Here is an 18,408-nt window from a genome sequence, read left to right on the forward strand (position 1 = left end):
CGGATGACGACGCACTCGGTGCGGTTGGAGGCGTGGCCCAAGCTGTACGTGACGGCCACGCTGCGGGAGGACGGCCGGCTGGTCATCGACGGGAGCGACCAGACCGGCGAGTTGGAGTTCGAGTACCACATCACGGTGCAGCAGACGGACGTCCCCGTGGTCGCCGCCGCGCTCGGCGCGCAGTCGGACGAGGAGCTGATGTCGGCGCTGGAGCGCGAGGGCGCGGTGATCACGCGCTGCGGCGAGTACACCTGGCTGCGGGGCCTGGGGATCATGCCGGATCTCTGGTCGCACCGGGAATGGTGAATCGGGAACAGTGAATCGGGAACGGTGAATCGGGAACGGTGAGCGGTGCGCCCCGCTGCCGGGACGCACCGCCACCGCCGCCGTCAGGGCCGCACCCGGTCCCGGGCGCCCTTGGCGCGCTGCTTCCACAGCCGGGCCCGCTGCGCCGCCAACCGGGCGTCGGTCCGGGAGGCGATCCACGCGTTCTCGCGCTGGAGCCTGAGGTAGCTGTCCATCCGGCGCTGCGGCAGGGTGCCGTCGGCGAGCGCGGCCCGGACGGCGCAGCCGGGCTCGGTGCTGTGCGAGCAGTCGTCGAAGCGGCACCGCGCGCCGAGTTCCTCGATCTCGGCGAAGGCCTGGGCCAGACCCTCACCGCCGTAGAGGCCGACGCCGCGCAGGCCGGGGGTGTCGATCAGCACGCCACCGCCCGGCAGCGCGAACAGCTCGCGCGTGGTGGTGGTGTGCCGGCCCTTCTGGTCCGCGTCGCGGGTCTGCTGAACGACCATCACCTGGGCACCCGTCAGCGCGTTGGTGAGCGTGGACTTTCCGGCGCCGGACTGCCCGATCAGCGCGGTCGTGCCGCCCAGGCAGGCGCGCAGCACGTCCAGTCCGTCGCCGGTCCCGGCGCTGACCACCAGCACCGCGACGCCGGGCACCACCCGCTCGACGTCCTCCCGGATGAACTCGGCATCGTCCACCAGGTCGGCCTTGGTGAGCGCGACCAGTGGCTGGGCGCCGCTCTCCCAGGCCAGCGCGACGAAGCGCTCGACCCGGCCGAGGTCGGGCTCGACGGCCAGCGAGACGGCGATCAGCACGGTGTCGATGTTGGCGGCCAGTACCTGGCCCTCGGAGGCCTTGGCCGCGCTCTTGCGGATGATCGCGGTGCGGCGCGGCAGCAGCGCGCGGACTTCGGGCAGCGGTGCGGCGGCGGGGTCGAGCGCCACCCAGTCGCCCGTGCACGGGTTCTCGATGGTCTCGGCGCTGCCGACCGGACGGGTGTCGGCCCGCACGGTGCGGACCTCGCCGCCGTCGGGGTCGGCGACGAGGACCTCGGCGCGCCCGCGGTCGACCCGGGCCAGTCGGCCGGGGACGAGTCCGGCCTCGGCGAGCGGCGCGAAGAGCTCGTCGAGTTCAGCGGTCCAGCCGTACCCGGCCAGCGAGGTCGGTGGGGTGGGGGAAAGCGGAGGGAGTGCGTCGAACAACGCGGTGAAGCCCTTCGGGAAGGAAGCACGGTCCCGGGGGCTGAACGATCGTCAGCCGGTCACCGGGCGGGAGTGGAGGGTCCGAGTGCTGCTCAGGGCAGCCGTGCGGGCAGTGCCGACCATGGGGCCCACCTCCTGCTTCTCTTCGTCCGGACGGTCAGGTGCGCAGCCTAGGGCGAACCGCCCCACGCCCGCACCCGAATTAACCCCGCCCGTCAGCCTCGTCAGCCCCGTCAGCCCCGCCCGCCGTCCCACGGCGGCCGGGGCGGGTAGCTCGGCAGCGCCGAGTCCACCGGCCCCAGCTCGCCCGGGAACCGCCCGTCCGAGGACCACGGCTGAGCCGGATGCTCGGCGGGGTGCTCGGCCGGGTCCAGCGCCTCGGCCGGATGGTGCGGCGCCTTCGGCGCGGGCCGGTCGCTGTCCGGCGGGGGCGGCGGCGTGCGCCGCCAGCGCTTGCGGGCCCCGCCCAGCCGCCCGCGGACATCGCCGGGGGCCAGGAAGTCGGCCCAGCGCTCGGGGTACTCGGACGGCGCCTCGTCCCCCTCGTCCGCGTCCGTCTCCTCGTCCTCGATGCCCTCGCCCAGTCCCAGCTCGCGCGCCCGCAGCGCCCGTTCGGCGGCCCGGCGCGCGGTGATCTCGCGGACCAGGGCGGCGGCCACCTGCTCGCTGGCCCGCTCGTTCTCGGCGCGCGCGTCGGCGGTCTCCACGCTGGGCCAGCGGCGGTCTATCGCGGCGTTCATCGCGGCGCCGATCAGCACCGCCAGCGCCACCACGAAGATCCACAGCAGCACGGCGACCGGCGCGGCCAGCGAGCCGTAGACGGTCTTGCCCTCCACCGAGTGGACCAGGTAGAGCCGCAGCGCCAGGCTGCAGAGCACCAACGCGGCGAACGCGACCAGCGCGCCGGGGATGTCCTCGCGCCACGGCGTGCTGGCCGGCACGGACAGGTGGTAGAGGGTGGTCAGGAAGACGATCATCAGCACGATCGCGATCGGCCAGTAGAGCGCGTTGACCACCCCGCCGATGCTGGGCACCGCCGAGATCACCAGGCCGGGCCCGGCGATCAGCAGCGGCAGCACCAGCGAACCGATCACCAGCGCGCCCAGGTAGAGGCCCAGCGACATCGAGCGGGTCTTGACGATCCCGCGCTTGCCGTCCAGCCCGTACATCACGGTGATGGTGTCGATGAAGATGTAGAGCGCCCGGGAGCCGGACCAGAGCGAGAGCAGGAAGCCGATCGAGATCAGGTCGGGGCGCGGCATGTTGAAGACACTGGCCAGCAGCGGCTTCACGGTGTCGTCGATCGAGGAGGACGAGAGCACCGTGCTCGCCGCCGACAGGATGTCCTGCTGGAGCTTCTGGATGCTGCCGGCGCCGAGCAGGTCGTCCAGGTAGCCGAGGGTGCCGGCCAGGCAGAGCAGCAGCGGCGGGATCGAGAGCAGGGTGAAGAAGGCGGCCTCGGCGGCCAGCCCGGTGACCCGGTACTCGACGCAGGTGTTGGTGGTGTCCTTGATCAGCCCCCAGACGGTACCGCGCCACTGGGAGCGCCGGGCCGCCCGCCGACCGCCCTTGCCCCGCCGCCGGGAGGGTCGCTCCGCCGCCGCTCTGCTGCTCTCACCTGGTGCCTGCACACGCATACGGTATCGGGCGCGCCCGACACGCCCGCGCGATCGGCCCACCGCGCGCCGCCTCGGGACGGGGCGCGGACGGCACCGCCCCGGGCTGCGCAGCGGCGCGTCCATCTCGCCATACGGAACAAACGAGTCCGCATGATGGACGATAGTGGACCGCGCCTCGCTCGGCGTGCGAATCTCTTGCCATGCCTAGCGCCGGAACCACCCTGGTTGGTCGACTCCACGTCGATCTCCTTCGCGTGTCCAGCGCCATCTGTCCGGTGATCTGAGCCCCCACCCCCAAGGCGCCAGTACCGCACCCGGCGCCACCCCGCCGCCCACTCCGCAGCCGCGGACGCGCGAGCACCCCAGGCCCATGATCACCCCTCCCCCGACTGCCGAGAACTCGCAGGTCAGGGCAGGTGAGCAGGTCGCGGCCCGGGAGCAGCACAGCCCCCGCAGCAGAGCCACCTGCCCGAAGGACGTCTTATGGCCACCACTCCCGACCCGGTCGAGCCGCAGCCCGCGAGCGCCGCGGCGCCCCGTGCCGCCGCCGCCCGCAAGGCGACCCGCCACCGCGGCGAGGGCCAGTGGGGCATGGGGCACTTCACGCCGCTGAACGCCAACGAGCAGTTCAAGAAGGACGATGACGGTCTCAACGTGCGGACACGCATTGAGACGATCTACGCGCACCGGGGCTTCGACTCGATCGACCCGTCCGACCTGCGCGGCCGGATGCGCTGGTGGGGCCTCTACACCCAGCGCAAGGAGGGGATCGACGGCGGCAAGACCGCGATCCTGGACCCGCACGAGCTCGACGCCGAGTTCTTCATGCTGCGGGTGCGGATCGACGGCGGCCGGCTGACGGTGGCCCAGCTGAAGGCGGTCTCCGAGGTCTCCCAGCAGTACGCGCGCGGCACCGCCGATCTGACCGACCGCCAGAACATCCAGTACCACTGGATCCGGATCGAGGACGTGCCCGCGATCTGGCAGAAGCTGGAGGCGGTGGGCCTGTCCACCACCGAGGCCTGCGGCGACACCCCGCGCGTCATCCTCGGCTCGCCAGTGGCCGGCATCGCCGAGGACGAGATCATCGACGGCACCCCCGCCATCGAGGAGATCCAGCGCCGCTTCATCGGCAACCCCGACTTCTCCAACCTGCCGCGCAAGTTCAAGTCGGCGGTCTCCGGCTCGCCGCTGCTGGACGTGGCGCACGAGATCAACGACATCGCCTTCGTCGGCGTGGTCCACCCCGAGCACGGGCCCGGCTTCGACCTGTGGGTCGGCGGCGGCCTGTCCACCAACCCCAAGCTGGGCGTGCGGCTGGGCGCCTGGGTGCCGCTGGACGAGGTGGCCGACGTCTACGGCGGTGTGATCGGCATCTTCCGCGACTACGGCTACCGCCGGCTGCGCAACCGGGCCCGCCTGAAGTTCCTGGTCGCCGACTGGGGGGTGGCGAAGTTCCGCCAGGTGCTGGAGGACGAGTACCTCAAGTACCAGCTGATCGACGGCCCGGCGCCCGAGGAGCCCAGCGGCGTCTGGCGCGACCACGTCGGCGTGCACCGGCAGAACGACGGCAACTTCTACGTCGGCTTCGCACCGCGGGTCGGCCGGGTGGACGGCGCGCTGCTCGGCAAGGTCGCCGAACTCGCCGCCGAGCACGGCTCGGACCGGCTGCGCACCACCGCCGAGCAGAAGATGCTGGTGCTGGACGTGCCCGAGGACCAGGTCGCCTCGCTGGTGGCCGGCCTGGAGGCGCTGGACCTGCGGGTCACCCCGTCCCCGTTCCGGCGCGGCACCATGGCCTGCACCGGCATCGAGTACTGCAAGCTCGCCATCGTGGAGACCAAGGAGCGCGGGCGCACCCTGATCGACGAGCTCGAGCAGCGGCTGCCCGACTTCGCCGAGCCACTGACCATCAACATCAACGGCTGCCCGAACGCCTGCGCGCGGATCCAGGTGGCGGACATCGGTCTCAAGGGTCAGCTGGTCACCGACGAGCACGGCGAGCAGGTGGAGGGCTACCAGGTCCACCTGGGCGGCGCGCTCGGTCTGGAGGCCGGATTCGGCCGCAAGGTGCGCGGCCTGAAGGTCACCAAGGACGGCCTGCCGGACTACGTGGAGCGGGTGCTGACCCGCTTCCAGGCCGACCGGCGCGCGGGCGAGCGGTTCGCCCAGTGGACGGCCCGGGCCAGTGAGGAGCAGTTGTCATGAGTGAGCGCGCCGCACCCTTCTACTGCCCGTACTGCGGGGACGAGGACCTACGCCCCTCGGCGGAGGGCGGCCACGGCGCCTGGGAGTGCGCCTCCTGCCGCCGGGCCTTCCAGGTGAAGTTCCTCGGCCTGCTGTCAGCTTCGTCAGCCACGAACGGGGGAACGGCAGATGAGCACCACCACTGACCTGGAGGCGCTGGCCGGCGCGGCCGCTCGCGACCTGGAGGAGGCCTCCGCGCAGGAGGTCCTGCGCTGGGCCGCCGACACCTTCGGCCGCAAGCTCTGCGTCACCTCCTCGATGGAGGACGCGGTCGTCGCCCACCTGGCCTCGACCGTGCTGCCCGGCATCGACGTGGTCTTCCTCGACACCGGCTACCACTTCCCGGAGACCATCGGCACCCGGGACGCGGTCGCCGCGACCCTGCCGGTCAACGTGATCACCCTGACCCCGCGTCAGACGGTGGCCGAGCAGGACGCCGAGTACGGGCCGAACCTGCACGACCGCGACCCGGACCTGTGCTGCTCGCTGCGCAAGGTCGAGCCGCTGCAGCGCGGCCTGCTGGGCTACGACGCCTGGGCCACCGGGCTGCGCCGCGACGAGTCGCCGAGCCGGGCCGGCACGCCGGTGGTGGCCTGGGACGCCAAGCGCCGCAAGGTGAAGATCGCCCCGATCGCCCGCTGGACCCAGGACGACGTGGACGCCTACGTCCAGGCCAACGGGGTGCTGCTCAACCCGCTGCTCTGGGAGGGGTACACCTCGGTCGGCTGCGCGCCGCTCTCCTGCACCCGCAAGCCGGGGGCGGGCGAGGACGCCAGGGCCGGGCGCTGGGCGGGCTCCGGCAAGAGCGAGTGCGGCATCCACCTGTGAACTAACAGGCGTCAGCTGACAACTGACCATATCTGTCAGCTGACATCAGACAGACCCCTTTTTCTGCCCTGCCTTACTTAATTTTGGAGCGAAACGTGACCACAGCCGACACCTTGGCCGCCGCCGGGGAAGCCGCGGGGGCGGCCCCGGTGGCCGCTGCCTGCGAGCGCGGCGCCACGGTGTGGCTGACCGGGTTGCCCAGTGCCGGTAAGACCACGCTGGCCTTCGCGTTGGCCGAGCGGTTGCGGGCCGAGGGTCACCGGGTCGAGGTGCTCGACGGCGACGAGGTCCGCGAGTTCCTCTCCAAGGGCCTGGGCTTCACCCGCGAGGACCGCCACACCAACGTGACCAGGATCGGCTTCGTCGCCGAGAAGCTGGCCTCCCACGGCGTCAAGGTGCTCGCCCCGGTGATCGCCCCCTACGCCCACTCGCGCGCAGCGGTGCGCGAACGCCACCAGGCCGCGGGCACCGGCTTCCTGGAGGTCCACGTCGCCACCCCCGTGGAGCTCTGCTCCGAACGCGACGTCAAGGGCCTGTACGCCAAGCAGGCCGCCGGCGAGCTCTCCGGCCTCACCGGCGTGGACGACCCCTACGAGGCACCCCAGTTCCCGGAGCTGCGCCTTCAGACCCAGGGCCGGACGGTGGCCGAGTCCGCCGCCGAGCTGCACGCCTTCCTGACCGAGAGGGGCCTCGCGTGAGTACCGCGACCGACATCCCGACGCAGGCGCAGGACCCCGACGACTCGGGCGGGCCCTTCGCCCTGTCGCACCTGGACGCCCTGGAGGCGGAGTCGGTGCACATCCTGCGCGAGGTGGCGGGCGAGTTCGAGCGGCCGGTGATCCTGTTCTCCGGCGGCAAGGACTCGATCGTCATGCTGCACCTGGCACTGAAGGCCTTCGCCCCGGCGCCGGTCCCGTTCTCGCTGCTGCACGTCGACACCGGCCACAACTTCCCCGAGGTGATCGCCTACCGCGACCGCGTGGTGGCCCGGCACAACCTGCGCCTGCACGTCGCCCTGGTGCAGGACTTCATCGACGACGGCCGGCTGCGCGAGCGCCCCGACGGCACCCGCAACCCCCTGCAGACCGTCCCGCTGCTGGACGCCATCGAGAGCGGCAGGTTCGACGCCGTCTTCGGCGGCGGGCGCCGCGACGAGGAGAAGGCCCGCGCCAAGGAACGCGTCTTCTCCCTGCGCGACGAGTTCGGCGCCTGGGACCCGCGCCGCCAGCGCCCCGAACTCTGGTCCCTCTACAACGGCCGCCACGCGGTGGGCGAACACGTCCGCGTCTTCCCGCTGTCCAACTGGACCGAGCTGGACGTCTGGCAGTACATCGCCCGCGAGTCCATCGACCTGCCGCAGATCTACTACGCCCACCAGCGCGACGTCTTCGCCCGCGACGGCATGTGGCTGACCGCCGGCGCCTGGGGCGGCCCCAAGGACGGCGAGCAGGTCCAGCGCCGCCTGATCCGCTACCGCACGGTGGGCGACATGTCCTGCACCGGCGCCGTCGACTCCCACGCCGCCACCATCGAACAGGTCATCGCCGAGATCGCCGCCTCCCGCCTGACCGAACGCGGCGCCACCCGCGCCGACGACAAACTCTCCGAAGCCGCCATGGAAGACCGCAAGCGCGAGGGGTACTTCTAACCATGACCACCACCACCCACGCCGCCACCGCCACCTCCCTGCTGCGCTTCGCCACCGCCGGCTCCGTGGACGACGGCAAATCCACCCTCGTCGGCCGCCTCCTGCACGACTCCAAATCGGTCCTGGCCGACCAGCTGGAAGCCGTCGAACACGCCTCCCGCAAACGCGGCCAGCACACCCCCGACCTGGCACTGCTCACCGACGGCCTGCGCGCCGAACGCGAGCAGGGCATCACCATCGACGTCGCCTACCGCTACTTCGCCACCACCCGGCGCCGCTTCATCCTCGCCGACACCCCCGGCCACGTGCAGTACACCCGCAACATGGTCACCGGCGCCTCCACCGCCGAACTCGCCGTCGTCCTCGTCGACGCCCGCAACGGCGTCGTCGAGCAGACCCGCCGACACGCCGCCGTCGCCGCCCTGCTACGCGTCCCACACCTCGTCCTGGCCGTCAACAAGATGGACCTCGTCGACTACGCCGAGCCCGTCTTCGCCGCCATCGCCGCCGAGTTCACCGCCTACGCCGCCTCCCTCGGGGTGGGCGACATCGTCGCCGTGCCGATCTCCGCACTGGCCGGCGACAACGTCGTCGAACCCTCCGCCCACATGGACTGGTACGGCGGCCCCACCCTCCTCGAACACCTCGAGACCGTCCCGGTCCACACCGACCCCAGCCAGCAGCCCGCCCGCTTCCCCGTGCAGTACGTGATCCGCCCGCAGAGCACCACGCACCCCGACTACCGCGGCTACGCGGGCCAGTTGGCGTCCGGCGTACTGCGCACCGGCGATGCGGTCACGGTGCTGCCCGCCGGACACACCACCACCGTCGCCGGCATCGACGTCCTCGGCACCCAGAGCGACACCGCCTGGGCACCCCAGTCGATCACCGTGCGCCTGGCCGAGGACATCGACATCTCCCGCGGCGACCTGATCACCGCCGGCCCCACTCCCGTCCCCACCAAGGACGTCGAGGCCACCGTCTGCCACCTCCACGAACGCCCGCTGCGGGTCGGCGACAAGGTGCTGCTCAAGCACACCACCCGCACCGTGCGCGCACTGGTCAAGGAGATCACCTACCGCATCGACATCGACACCCTCGAACAACGCCCCGAGGCAACCGAGTTGAACGTCAACGAGATCGGCCACCTGCTGCTCCGCACGGCCGAGCCGCTCGCTCTCGACCCCTACGTCGACAACCGCCGCACCGGCTCCTTCCTGCTGATCGACCCGGCCGACGGCACCACCCTGACCGCCGGCATGACCGGCGAGTCCTTCACCGGCACCCCGGCGGCAGCAGCAGCGGCAGCGGACGAAGCGGAGGACTGGGTCTGATGCCCGGCGAGGCGTTCTCCGGGATGGACAAGGAAGGCGGCCGGATCGGCAGCGGCGTCCGTGGCAGCGGCCAGGGCGGCATCGGCCGATGTGGATGCCGGCGGGGCGTCTGACGCTCCGTCACCGGCACACCGCCTTCGACGACCTGCGGCAGTCCCAGGCCGCGCGCGGCGTCGCAGCACAGGCCGGACTCAACGCACCACCTTCCCTTGACCGTTCCAGCAGAGGACACCTCCGATGACTCCCACCCGGGCCACCAGCCATAGCCGTCCCCGCCCGAACGCCCGGCGCGCCAGACGGATCGCCTTCACCGTCGCCGCCGCACTGACCGCCGCCGGCCTGCTCACCGCCTGCAGCGGCTACGGCTCGAAGGCCACCAAGACCGACGCCGCCCCGGCCGCGGCGGCCTCGGGCGGCCCGAAGCTGTCGGCCGACACCGTGAAGATCGGCTACTTCGCCAACCTGACCCACGGCACCGCGCTGGTCGGCCTGCAGGACGGGCTGTTCCAGAAGGAGTTGGGCGCGACCCAGATCAAGACCCAGGTCTTCAACGCGGGTCCGGCCGAGATCGAGGCGCTGAACGCCGGCTCGATCGACATCGGCTGGATCGGCCCCTCCCCCGCGATCAACGGCTACACCCAGTCCAAGGGCCAGTCGCTGAAGATCATCGGCGGCTCCGCCTCCGGCGGCGTCGAGCTGGTGGTCAACCCCGACAAGATCAAGACCCTGGACGACCTCAAGGGCAAGAAGATCGCCAGCCCGCAGCTCGGCAACACCCAGGACGTGGCCCTGCTCAACTACCTGGCGAGCAAGGGCTACAAGGAGAACCCGCAGACCGGCGCCGGCGACGTCAGCGTGGTGCGCACCGACAACAAGGTCACCCCGGACGCCTACGCCTCCGGCTCGATCGACGGCGCCTGGGTGCCCGAGCCCACCGCCTCCCAGCTGGTGGCCAAGGGAGCGAAGGTCCTGCTGGACGAGAAGTCGCTCTGGCCGAACGGGCAGTTCGTGAGCACCAACATCATCGTCTCGCAGTCCTTCCTCAAGGCCCACCCGGACGTGGTGCAGGCGGTACTGCGCGGCTCGGTGGACACCAACGCCTACATCAACGCCAACCCGGCCAAGGCCGAGCAGGACGCCAACGCCGCGATCAAGGCGGCCGGCGGCGCCGCGCTGCCCGCGAACATCCTCGACTCGGCCTGGAAGAGCATCGAGTTCACCGACGACCCGCTGGCCGGCACCCTCCAGGAGGAGGCCGCCCACGCGGTCACCGCGGGGCTGCTGAAGCAGCCGGACCTCAAGGGGATCTACGACCTCGACCCGCTGAACCAGGTGCTCAAGGCGGCCGGCAAGCCGGCCGTCTCCGACGCGGGCCTCGGCAGCACCTCCTGACGGACCGTCAGAAAAGCTGCCCCTGCTGAACTCCGGAGTCCGCCCCCGCCCCGTCCAAGTCGATGCCCAGTCACTGGACCGGGCGGGGGTGGACCCCGGCTCCTAGGCACCAGTTATCTCCGCTCGCCCCACTCACGCCAGGAGGTGCCCGCCATGAGCACGGCACTGACCACCCCGAACGACGCTTCCGCCGTCGCGGACCGGGCCGACGCTTCGCCCGCCGTCCGGATCGCCGGCGTGCACAAGTCCTTCGGCCGTCCCGGCGCGGCAGCGCCGGTGCTGGACGACATCACCCTCGACGTCGCCCCGGGCGAGTTCCTCTGCCTGCTCGGCGCCTCCGGCTGCGGCAAGTCCACCCTGCTCAACCTGGTCGCCGGCCTGGACCGGCCGACCGCCGGCAGCATCGAGGTGCCCGGCGGCCGCCCGGCCCTGATGTTCCAGGAGCACGCGCTCTTCCCCTGGCTGACCGCCGGCAAGAACATCGAACTCGCGCTGCGCCTCAACGGCGTGCCGCGCGCCGAGCGCAGGCCGGAGGCCGAGCGGCTGCTGGAACTGGTGCGGCTCGGCGGCTCCTACGGCAAGCGGGTGCACGAGCTCTCCGGCGGCATGCGCCAGCGCGTCGCGATGGCCCGCGCGCTCGCCCAGGGCAGCAGCGTGCTGCTGATGGACGAGCCGTTCGCCGCGCTGGACGCGATCACCCGGGACGTGCTGCACGAGGAGATCACCCGGATCTGGCAGGAGCGGCAGCTGACCGTCCTGTTCGTCACCCACAACGTGCGCGAGGCGGTGCGGCTGGCCCAGCGGGTGGTGCTGCTCTCCTCGCGGCCCGGCCGGGTGGCCCGCGAGTGGCAGATCGACCTGCCGCAGCCACGTCGCATCGAGTCCGCCTGCGTCGCGGACCTGTCCGTCGAGATCACCGAGCACCTGCGTGGGGAGATCCGCCGCCATGGCCAGCACTGAGACCACCCCCGCCGCACCGGACATCGCCCCGGACATCGCGTCGGCCGCACCCGAGTCCGCCCTGCCCGAGTCGGCGCCGCACCAGGACCTGGCCGGCGTCGAGGCCGGCCTGGACGCGCTGGACGCCGTCCAGCCGCAGCGCACCTCGCTCGCCCAGCTGCTGCGCGACAAGGTGCTGCCGCCGGTGCTCGGCGTGCTGCTGGTGCTCGCAGTCTGGCAGCTGCTCTACAGCCTGCACGTCACCCCCGACTACAAGCTGCCCAGCCCGCTGGAGGTCTGGCACAGCCTGGCCGACCTGTGGGACCAGGGCACCCTCTTCTCGATCATCTGGACCAGCGTCTGGCGCGGCATCACCGGCTTCGTCGCCGCCGTGCTGATCGGCACCCCGATCGGCCTGCTGGTGGCCCGGGTGAAGTTCGCCCGCGCGGCGCTCGGCCCGGTGCTCTCCGGCCTGCAGTCGCTGCCCTCGGTCGCCTGGGTGCCGGCGGCGGTGATCTGGCTGGGCATCAACGACCAGGCGATGTACGCCGTGATCCTGCTCGGCGCCATCCCCTCGATCGCCAACGGCCTGGTCTCCGGCATCGACCAGGTCCCGCCGCTCTTCCTGCGGGCCGGCCGCACGCTCGGCGCGCGCGGGTTCAGCGGCGCCCGGCACATCCTGCTGCCGGCCGCGCTGCCCGGCTACCTGGCCGGCCTCAAGCAGGGCTGGGCGTTCTCCTGGCGCTCACTGATGGCCGCCGAACTGATCGCCAGCTCCCCGGACCTGGGCCTGGGCCTGGGCCGCTACCTGGAGAACCAGCGGGACGCCTCCGACATGGCGGGCGTGCTGCTCGGGATCATCCTGATCCTCACCGTCGGCGTCGCCATCGACCTGCTGATCTTCACCCCGATCGAGCGCCGGGTGCTGCGCAGCCGCGGCCTGCTGCAGACGGGACGCTGAGCCGATGGCCGCGCCCTCCCGCGTCCCCGCCCCCTCCCCCGCCCTGCTGCTGATCGCGCACGGCAGCCGCGACCCGCGGCACGCCGCCACCGTCGACGCGCTGGCCCGGGAGGTGCGCGCCCAGCGCCCCGAACTCCCGGTCACCATCGCCTTCCTGGACCACTGCGCGCCACGCGTCCCACAGGCGCTGGCCGCCCTCGCCGGTGCCCCGGCGGTGGCGGTCCCGCTGCTGCTGAACCGCGCCTTCCACGCCAAGCACGACATCCCCGCCGCCCTGCGGTCGGCCGGTGCCCGGCTGCCGGTGGCCGAGGTGCTCGGCCCCGACCCGCTGCTGCTCGCCGCCCTGGAGCGGCGGTTGGCCGAAGCGGGCCTCAACACCGCCTCCCCCGCCGTCCGCGCCCGCACCGGCATCGTGCTGGCCGCGGCCGGCTCCTCCGACCCGGCCGCCGACGCGGCCACCCGCGCGGTTGCCGCCGACTGGCAGCGCCGGCGCGGCTGGGGCGCGGTCACCGTCGCCTACGCCTCAGCGAACGGCCCCCGGGTGCCGGACGCCCTCGCGCAGCTGCGCGCGACAACCGCCGTGCGGCAGACGGCGGTCGCCCCCTACCTGCTGGCCCCCGGCCTGCTCCCGGACCGGATCGCCGACGCCGCCCGGCAAGCCCCCGAGCCCGCCGAAGTGCTGGCCCCCGTACTCGGCGCGGCCCCCGAGGTCGCCCGCCTGCTGCTGCGGCGCTACGCGGCCGCGGCGGCGGACGCGGAGCACGCGATACCGGACTCCGCACGTCGCAGCGCGGCCTGAGCGCCCGACCCCGACCGGCCCGACCCAGACGCGAACGGGCTCGACGCGAACGGGCCCGGCGCGAACGGGCCCGGCGGGGACGGGCCCGGCGGGGACGGCTCAGCCGAGCACCACCAGCAGCCGCTCGGCGAACTCCCCGGGGTGCTCGGTGCAGCCCAGGTGCCCGCCGGGAAACTCCACCACCTCGGTGCCGAGCAGCTCCGCCAGCCGCACGGCCGGCCCGGACAGCGGCAGTTGCCCGTAGGAGTCCCGCCCCACCGCCGGAACCAGCCGGTCCACCACCCGCCGCAGGGCCGCGACCTCCGGCACCGTAGCCGTGAACGGGCAGAGCATGTGCTCCAGGAAGACCGGCAGGTTGGCGTGCATCCGAGGAGCCATCTCCTGGATCCCGGGCGGCAGTTCGGCCACCCGCCCGGTCACCCGCTCGGCCGGCGGCGCTCCCAGCCCCGCGCTGAGGCACGCCATCGCCGCCCCGGCCCCCTGGGCGCGGAACACCTCGCGCACCTCGGCGAAGAGCGCCCGGTGCGGCGCGGGATCCTCGAGCACCTCCACCAGCGGCGGCTCGTGCGCGACCACCCGGCGCAGCCGCTCGGGGTGCCGGGCCAGCAGGTCGAGCGCGACGATGGCGCCCGAGCTGCTGCCGAGCACGCAGGCGTCCCCGCTCGGTGAGAGCAGCTCGAGCAGCCGGTGCGCGTCGTCACTCCAGACCTCCACCCGCTGGTCGGTGAGCGGGCCGTCCAGCGGACTGCGGGAGAGACCGCGCGGGTCGTAGGACACCACCGTGTACCGGACGGCGAGGGCGTCGGCCATTCCCGCGTAGAGCCCCGCGTCGGCGGCGCCACCCGGTATCAGCAGCAGCACCGGGCCGCTGCCGCGCTTCTCGTAGCGGAGGGTGGCGCCGGGCACCTCAAGGGTGCCGACCATGGGCTTGTCGATCGTCATGCGGATACCTCCGTGCGGCAGTTTCCGAGGAGCGGCACCATAACCTGTGCCCCCTAGGTTTCAACCTAGGAGGCACAGGTTAGCCCCGCCGAGCCGGACCCGCCGGCGATTTATCAGGGAGTCTCCTTGTCGGTTCAGCTGACCGGAGGTCAACCCAACCGGGATCATGGTGAGATGACAGCCCACCACTCCTTCGCACCGCCAACCGTGGTGCGGCTCACGGAGTACACGAAGGCCGACCAGACCGAGATCCTCGGCGACAGCCCCGATCCCTTCGGCGTCGCGGACGTCGGACTGACCTGGCTGCCCAAGGAGCACCACTTCGGGATCAGGCAGCACGGCCGCCTGGTCGCGCACACCGGCCTGCTGCAACTCCCGATATCGATCGACGGGTTCGCCACCGAGGTGGTGGGCGTCGGCGGGGTGGCGGTCGCTCCCGACCTGCGCGGCCAGGGGCTGGCGCGGCTGGTCGTGTCGGCCGCGCTGGACCACGCGCGGACGATGGGGCCGCCGTACGGGCTGCTCTTCTGCCGACCACCCCTCGTCCCGCTCTACCAGCGGCTCGGCTGGCACCCCCTCGAGCAGGACATCCACGTCCAACAGCCCGCGGGGCCCGTGCTCATGCCGCTGCGGACCATGTGGACGCCACTGCGCGACGGCGCGAACTCACCCGCCGGAGCGGTCCGGTTGCTCTCGCTCCCGATGTGACGGACGGCTCCGGTGCGGGCTGCGCCCGGCGGTCGGTCCGACTGCCGGGCGCGGCCAACTGCCGCAACGCCGGTCAGGACCCCAGCGGGTAGCTCTTCGTCACGTTCCCCTTCTCGTCCGCCACCAAGTACCCGGCGTCGTAGGCGTTGGAGATGTAGAGGCGGATGCACGGCGTGCCGTCCATCAGGTCGGGGCCGATGATCAGGTAGTGGTCGGTCGGGTTGGTGACCTTCAGGGTGTCCTGGGCCTTCTGCCACAGGGCCGGGAGGGCATCCCAGTTGAAGTCCTGCAGGTCCACGAGCTTGTCGATGGGGGTCACGTCGCTGCCCGTCCGGCGGGTCGTCTGGTTGTTGTCGTAGTCGACGTTGTCGTACTCCGTCGAGCTGCCGGCCGCCGGGACCCGGGCGTCCGCGCTGGTCTGGTGGATGTCCAGCTCGTAGACCTGGGTGCCGCCCATGGTCGAGCGCATCGTCGCGATGGTGGCGCGCACACCGGCGGGGGTGGTCAGGTCCGGCGGGGCGGCGGACGCCGCGGGAGCTGCGGCGCCGGCGCCGGTGCCGGCAGCGCTGCCGGTGCTGGTGCCGGCGGGTGCCGTGACCGTCGCGTTGACGGACGGCGAGGCGGTGTTGAACCGCCCGGGTCTCATCATGAAGCTGTAGAGGCTGACCCCGGTGATCATCACGACGAAGAGGGTGGTCAGCCCGGTCCGCCAGCGGCGCTGGTACAGCTGGGCCGGGGTCCGCAGGGGCCGGTCCACCGCGGCGGCGGGCGCGGGCGTCGGCGCGGCGACCATGGTCGGGGTGGGTGTGGCTGCGGGCGTGGCGACCACGGTGGGCGTCGGCTGCACCGATCCCCCGCCGTACCGCACCTCGTACTCCGCCTGCGCGAGCGCCCGGTCGAGCTGTGCGGCGTTCGGACGCGCCGCCGGGTCCTTGGCCAGCAGGGTGTCCAGCAGCGGGCCGAGCGACCCGGCGTGCTGCGCCGGCGGCAGCGGTTCGTCGAGCATCGCGGCGAGGGTGGCGATCACGGTGCCGCGGCGCAGCGGGTGGTGGCCCTCGACGGCGACGTACAGCATCATGCCGAGCGACCAGAGGTCGGAGGACGGGTTGCCCTCCTCGCCGCGGATCCGTTCCGGGGCCATGAACTCGGGCGAGCCGATCAGCGCGCCGGTGCTGGTCAGCGCGGTGGCACCGGACATCGCGGCGATGCCGAAGTCGGTGAGCACCGGAGTGCCGTCCGGCCGGAGCAGCACGTTGCCGGGCTTGACGTCCCGGTGCTGGATGCCGACGGCGTGCGCGGCGCTCAGGGCGCTCAGCACGCCGCGGCCTATCCGCACCGCCTCCGGCACGCTCAGCGGCCCCTGGGTCAGCCGGTCGGCCAGGCTGCCGCCGGTCACCAGCTCCATGACCAGCCACGGGTGTTCGTACTCGGCGCCGTCCACGATGTGGTGGATGACCGCCACGTTCGGATGCTGCAGCCGGGCCAGCGCCCGCGCCTCGCGCAGCACCCGCTCGCGGGTCTCCCTGGTCAGCGCCGGGTCGGCCGCCGCCATCGCGGGATCGGCGGGGCGGACCTCCTTGAGCGCGACCTCGCGGTGCAACGCGGTGTCCCTGGCCCGCCAGACCAGGCCCATTCCGCCGCCGCCGAGCCGTTGCAGCAGTTCGAAACGGCCGTCGATGAGCCGTGTCTCCGGCCCCCCAGTATTCATGCGCGACATCGTAGGGTGCCGGACCGACGGCGCTGACCAGCGAGGTGGCCCGACCTCAGCCGAAGAGGTTGAACCAGCGCCGCTTCGACAGCGCCTCCAGCCTGCGCCCGGCGGACCGCACGTGTGCCATCAACTGCGGATCATCCGAGTCGCCGTAACGGTTGATCACATCCTGGTAGACCGCGATGGCCTGCTTGCGGCGCTTGAGCGCCTCCAGCGAGACGCCCGAGGCGAACAGGCTCATCCCGGTCACGTCGCGCAGCTGCTGCTCGGTCGCCGTGCCGATCCGGCGCACCACCTCGTCGTAGCAGTCCACCGCCTCCTGGTGGCGCTTCAGCTTCGCCAGCTCGCAGCCCTTGTTGTAGAGCGACATCGCGACGCGCTCCCGGACCAGCGGGGCGGTGCCCGCACCGAAGCGCTGGATCACCTGGTCGTGCAGGGCCATCTCCTGCTCGGATCCGTGCAGGCGGCCCACCGAGATGGCCTTCATGCCCATCGCGACCGCCAACTGCCCGTCGAGGTGCGGGTCGTCGCTGTCGGCGAAGCGGGCGATCACCTCGTCCGCCACCGCGATCCGCGCCTCGTCGCCGCCGTCCTGGGAGACGATCCACGCCTTGCCGTTCAGCGCCGAGGCCACCTTCACCCGCACATGCGGGTCCGGCAGGTGCCCGAACCGCTGGACGAGGTCGTCGTACGCACGCAGCGCCTCGGCCAGCTGCCCGCGATTCTCCAGCGCGAACCCGGCATCGAACAGCGCCGCGGCCTCGGTCTCGGCGGCGGCGTCATGGACCTGGTCAACCATGGCCAGCTTTCTCTTCTCTCATCGGGCCCGCCCTAACTGACGGTCCATCCGGTCAGCGGCAGCATCCCGGCCCGCGCTGACAGTCGGGACGGCGGGATGCGGGTGACCGGCGCCCTACCCGGGGTCGGATGCGTCAGGGCCGCTTGAGGAACGCCAGGATCTCGGCGTCGAGTTCGGCGGCCCGGTGGAACGGCATGGCGTGATGGGAGACGCCGAGCAGCGGCGCGGCGGCGGCGAGGACTGAGCGCCGTCGAGGCGGACGGACCAGGCGCAGGCTCAGGCTCAGGCGGACCAGTCGGGGCGGCGCCGGGTCGCGCCGAAGCCGGTCTCGTGGTCCCAGACGTGGGTGCAGGTGGGGCACTGCAGGTGGAGCAGGCTGCCGGTGTTGGAGAGCAGGTAGCGCCAGTGCTCACCACAGCTGCGCTGCTCGCCGCACGGGCCGCAGGCGCGGGCGTCGTCGCAGTTCGGGCAGTCCACCCAGGCGCGGCGGCCGAGGTCGGCCTGCGGGTCGATCGGCAGCGGGAGCGCGCGACGGTCCGAGCGGCGGTGGTCCGAGCGGCCGGCCGGGCGGGGCGAGGTGGGGCGGTGGCGGAACATGGTGCGAACTTAGGTAAGCCTTGCCTAATCTGTCAAGCCATGTCCGCCGGCCGGCGCAGCCCTGGTCCGGCCACCTGCTCGGATGGCCGGACCAGGTGCCGTGCCGGGTCGGCGGGCCGCTCAGGCGGTGGCCTCCGGCTTCGGCCGACCCTTCCACTCCTCGGACCCGAGCGGGAGCCAGCCCTCCCCGTCGCAGTCGGCACACGTCTCCGCCACGTAGCTGCTCCCCACCGCGACGGTGTACTGGCCGTCGTGGCGGACGTACGCCTTGGCGCCCATCCGGGCCCGCGCACGGGTCCCCTGGCCGCAGTTGGGGCACTGCATCCGGAACTGCACGAACTCGGGCCCGGTCGGCTGCTGCTCCTCGTCGTCGTTCATGGGGTCAGTCTGGCCCGTT

The 18,408-nt window shown here is 72.5% G+C and carries 20 protein-coding genes; 13 read left to right on the top strand and 7 right to left on the bottom strand.

Going from position 1 to position 18,408, the window contains the following annotated elements; all coding sequences use genetic code 11:
* Window positions 1-3 precede the first annotated feature (3 nt).
* Window positions 4-306, top strand: a complete 303-nt coding sequence (locus tag OG403_RS09575; RefSeq protein ID WP_329563149.1) for a hypothetical protein — start codon at window positions 4-6, stop codon at window positions 304-306.
* Window positions 307-389: 83 nt separating this feature from the next.
* Here the strand turns inward: OG403_RS09575 and rsgA are convergent, their stop codons facing one another.
* Complete coding sequence (gene rsgA, locus OG403_RS09580) at window positions 390-1,487, bottom strand: ribosome small subunit-dependent GTPase A (protein WP_329563150.1); 1,098 nt, start codon at window positions 1,485-1,487, stop codon at window positions 390-392.
* A 233-nt stretch (window positions 1,488-1,720) separates the two neighbouring features.
* The gene (locus OG403_RS09585) at window positions 1,721-3,118 is read right to left on the bottom strand and encodes a YihY/virulence factor BrkB family protein (protein WP_329563152.1); all 1,398 of its coding nucleotides are present in this window, start codon (window positions 3,116-3,118) and stop codon (window positions 1,721-1,723) included.
* A gap of 188 nt (window positions 3,119-3,306) precedes the next feature.
* On the opposite strand from OG403_RS09585, the gene OG403_RS09590 reads away from it, so the two are divergent.
* From OG403_RS09590 to OG403_RS09640, 11 genes are all read left to right on the top strand, one after another.
* Window positions 3,307-3,390: a putative leader peptide gene (locus tag OG403_RS09590; RefSeq protein WP_329492070.1), complete on the top strand. Its 84-nt coding sequence runs from the start codon at window positions 3,307-3,309 to the stop codon at window positions 3,388-3,390.
* 199 nt (window positions 3,391-3,589) lie between these two features.
* A complete protein-coding gene (locus OG403_RS09595) occupies window positions 3,590-5,314 on the top strand; it encodes a nitrite/sulfite reductase (RefSeq protein ID WP_329563154.1) in 1,725 nt (574 codons plus the stop codon).
* Window positions 5,311-5,499 (top strand): hypothetical protein, encoded by a 189-nt coding sequence (locus OG403_RS09600; RefSeq protein ID WP_329563156.1) that lies wholly within the window; start codon window positions 5,311-5,313, stop codon window positions 5,497-5,499. Before OG403_RS09595 ends, OG403_RS09600 begins: the two co-directional genes overlap by 4 nt.
* A complete protein-coding gene (locus OG403_RS09605; protein ID WP_329563158.1) occupies window positions 5,483-6,181 on the top strand; it encodes a phosphoadenylyl-sulfate reductase in 699 nt (232 codons plus the stop codon). Before OG403_RS09600 ends, OG403_RS09605 begins: the two co-directional genes overlap by 17 nt.
* 149 nt (window positions 6,182-6,330) lie before the next feature.
* Entirely contained in the window at window positions 6,331-6,879 is a 549-nt protein-coding gene (gene cysC, locus OG403_RS09610; protein WP_329572208.1) for an adenylyl-sulfate kinase, read from the top strand.
* A complete protein-coding gene (cysD, locus tag OG403_RS09615; protein WP_329563160.1) occupies window positions 6,876-7,829 on the top strand; it encodes a sulfate adenylyltransferase subunit CysD in 954 nt (317 codons plus the stop codon). Before cysC ends, cysD begins: the two co-directional genes overlap by 4 nt.
* Window positions 7,830-7,831: 2 nt before the next feature.
* The gene (locus OG403_RS09620) at window positions 7,832-9,163 is read left to right on the top strand and encodes a sulfate adenylyltransferase subunit 1 (protein WP_329563162.1); all 1,332 of its coding nucleotides are present in this window, start codon (window positions 7,832-7,834) and stop codon (window positions 9,161-9,163) included.
* 237 nt (window positions 9,164-9,400) lie between these two features.
* Window positions 9,401-10,555, top strand: a complete 1,155-nt coding sequence (locus OG403_RS09625) for an aliphatic sulfonate ABC transporter substrate-binding protein (RefSeq protein ID WP_329563164.1) — start codon at window positions 9,401-9,403, stop codon at window positions 10,553-10,555.
* A gap of 153 nt (window positions 10,556-10,708) precedes the next feature.
* Window positions 10,709-11,515, top strand: coding sequence for an ABC transporter ATP-binding protein (locus OG403_RS09630; RefSeq protein WP_329563166.1), 807 nt, complete (start codon window positions 10,709-10,711; stop codon window positions 11,513-11,515).
* Window positions 11,502-12,455, top strand: coding sequence for an ABC transporter permease (locus tag OG403_RS09635; RefSeq protein WP_329563168.1), 954 nt, complete (start codon window positions 11,502-11,504; stop codon window positions 12,453-12,455). Before OG403_RS09630 ends, OG403_RS09635 begins: the two co-directional genes overlap by 14 nt.
* Window positions 12,456-12,459: 4 nt before the next feature.
* Entirely contained in the window at window positions 12,460-13,254 is a 795-nt protein-coding gene (locus tag OG403_RS09640) for a sirohydrochlorin chelatase (RefSeq protein ID WP_329563169.1), read from the top strand.
* A 99-nt stretch (window positions 13,255-13,353) separates the two neighbouring features.
* On the opposite strand, the gene OG403_RS09645 is transcribed toward OG403_RS09640, so the two are convergent.
* Window positions 13,354-14,196 (bottom strand): alpha/beta fold hydrolase, encoded by an 843-nt coding sequence (locus tag OG403_RS09645; RefSeq protein WP_329563170.1) that lies wholly within the window; start codon window positions 14,194-14,196, stop codon window positions 13,354-13,356.
* A 174-nt stretch (window positions 14,197-14,370) separates the two neighbouring features.
* Between OG403_RS09645 and OG403_RS09650 the strand changes: the two genes are divergently transcribed.
* A complete protein-coding gene (locus OG403_RS09650; RefSeq protein WP_329563172.1) occupies window positions 14,371-14,904 on the top strand; it encodes a GNAT family N-acetyltransferase in 534 nt (177 codons plus the stop codon).
* A gap of 73 nt (window positions 14,905-14,977) precedes the next feature.
* On the opposite strand, the gene OG403_RS09655 is transcribed toward OG403_RS09650, so the two are convergent.
* The 4 genes from OG403_RS09655 to OG403_RS09670 form a co-directional block, all read right to left on the bottom strand.
* Window positions 14,978-16,612: a serine/threonine-protein kinase gene (locus tag OG403_RS09655; RefSeq protein ID WP_329563173.1), complete on the bottom strand. Its 1,635-nt coding sequence runs from the start codon at window positions 16,610-16,612 to the stop codon at window positions 14,978-14,980.
* 55 nt (window positions 16,613-16,667) lie between these two features.
* Window positions 16,668-17,414, bottom strand: coding sequence for a tetratricopeptide repeat protein (locus OG403_RS09660; RefSeq protein WP_329563175.1), 747 nt, complete (start codon window positions 17,412-17,414; stop codon window positions 16,668-16,670).
* Between the two features lie 282 nt (window positions 17,415-17,696).
* Window positions 17,697-17,933 carry a hypothetical protein gene (locus tag OG403_RS09665; RefSeq protein ID WP_329572210.1) on the bottom strand — a complete coding sequence of 79 codons (237 nt, stop codon included), beginning with the start codon at window positions 17,931-17,933 and terminating at the stop codon, window positions 17,697-17,699.
* 198 nt (window positions 17,934-18,131) lie between these two features.
* Complete coding sequence (locus OG403_RS09670; protein ID WP_329563177.1) at window positions 18,132-18,389, bottom strand: hypothetical protein; 258 nt, start codon at window positions 18,387-18,389, stop codon at window positions 18,132-18,134.
* Window positions 18,390-18,408 lie beyond the last annotated feature (19 nt).

The sequence above is a fragment of the Kitasatospora sp. NBC_01266 genome (genome assembly GCF_036242395.1).
Classification (GTDB): Bacteria; Actinomycetota; Actinomycetes; order Streptomycetales; family Streptomycetaceae; genus Kitasatospora.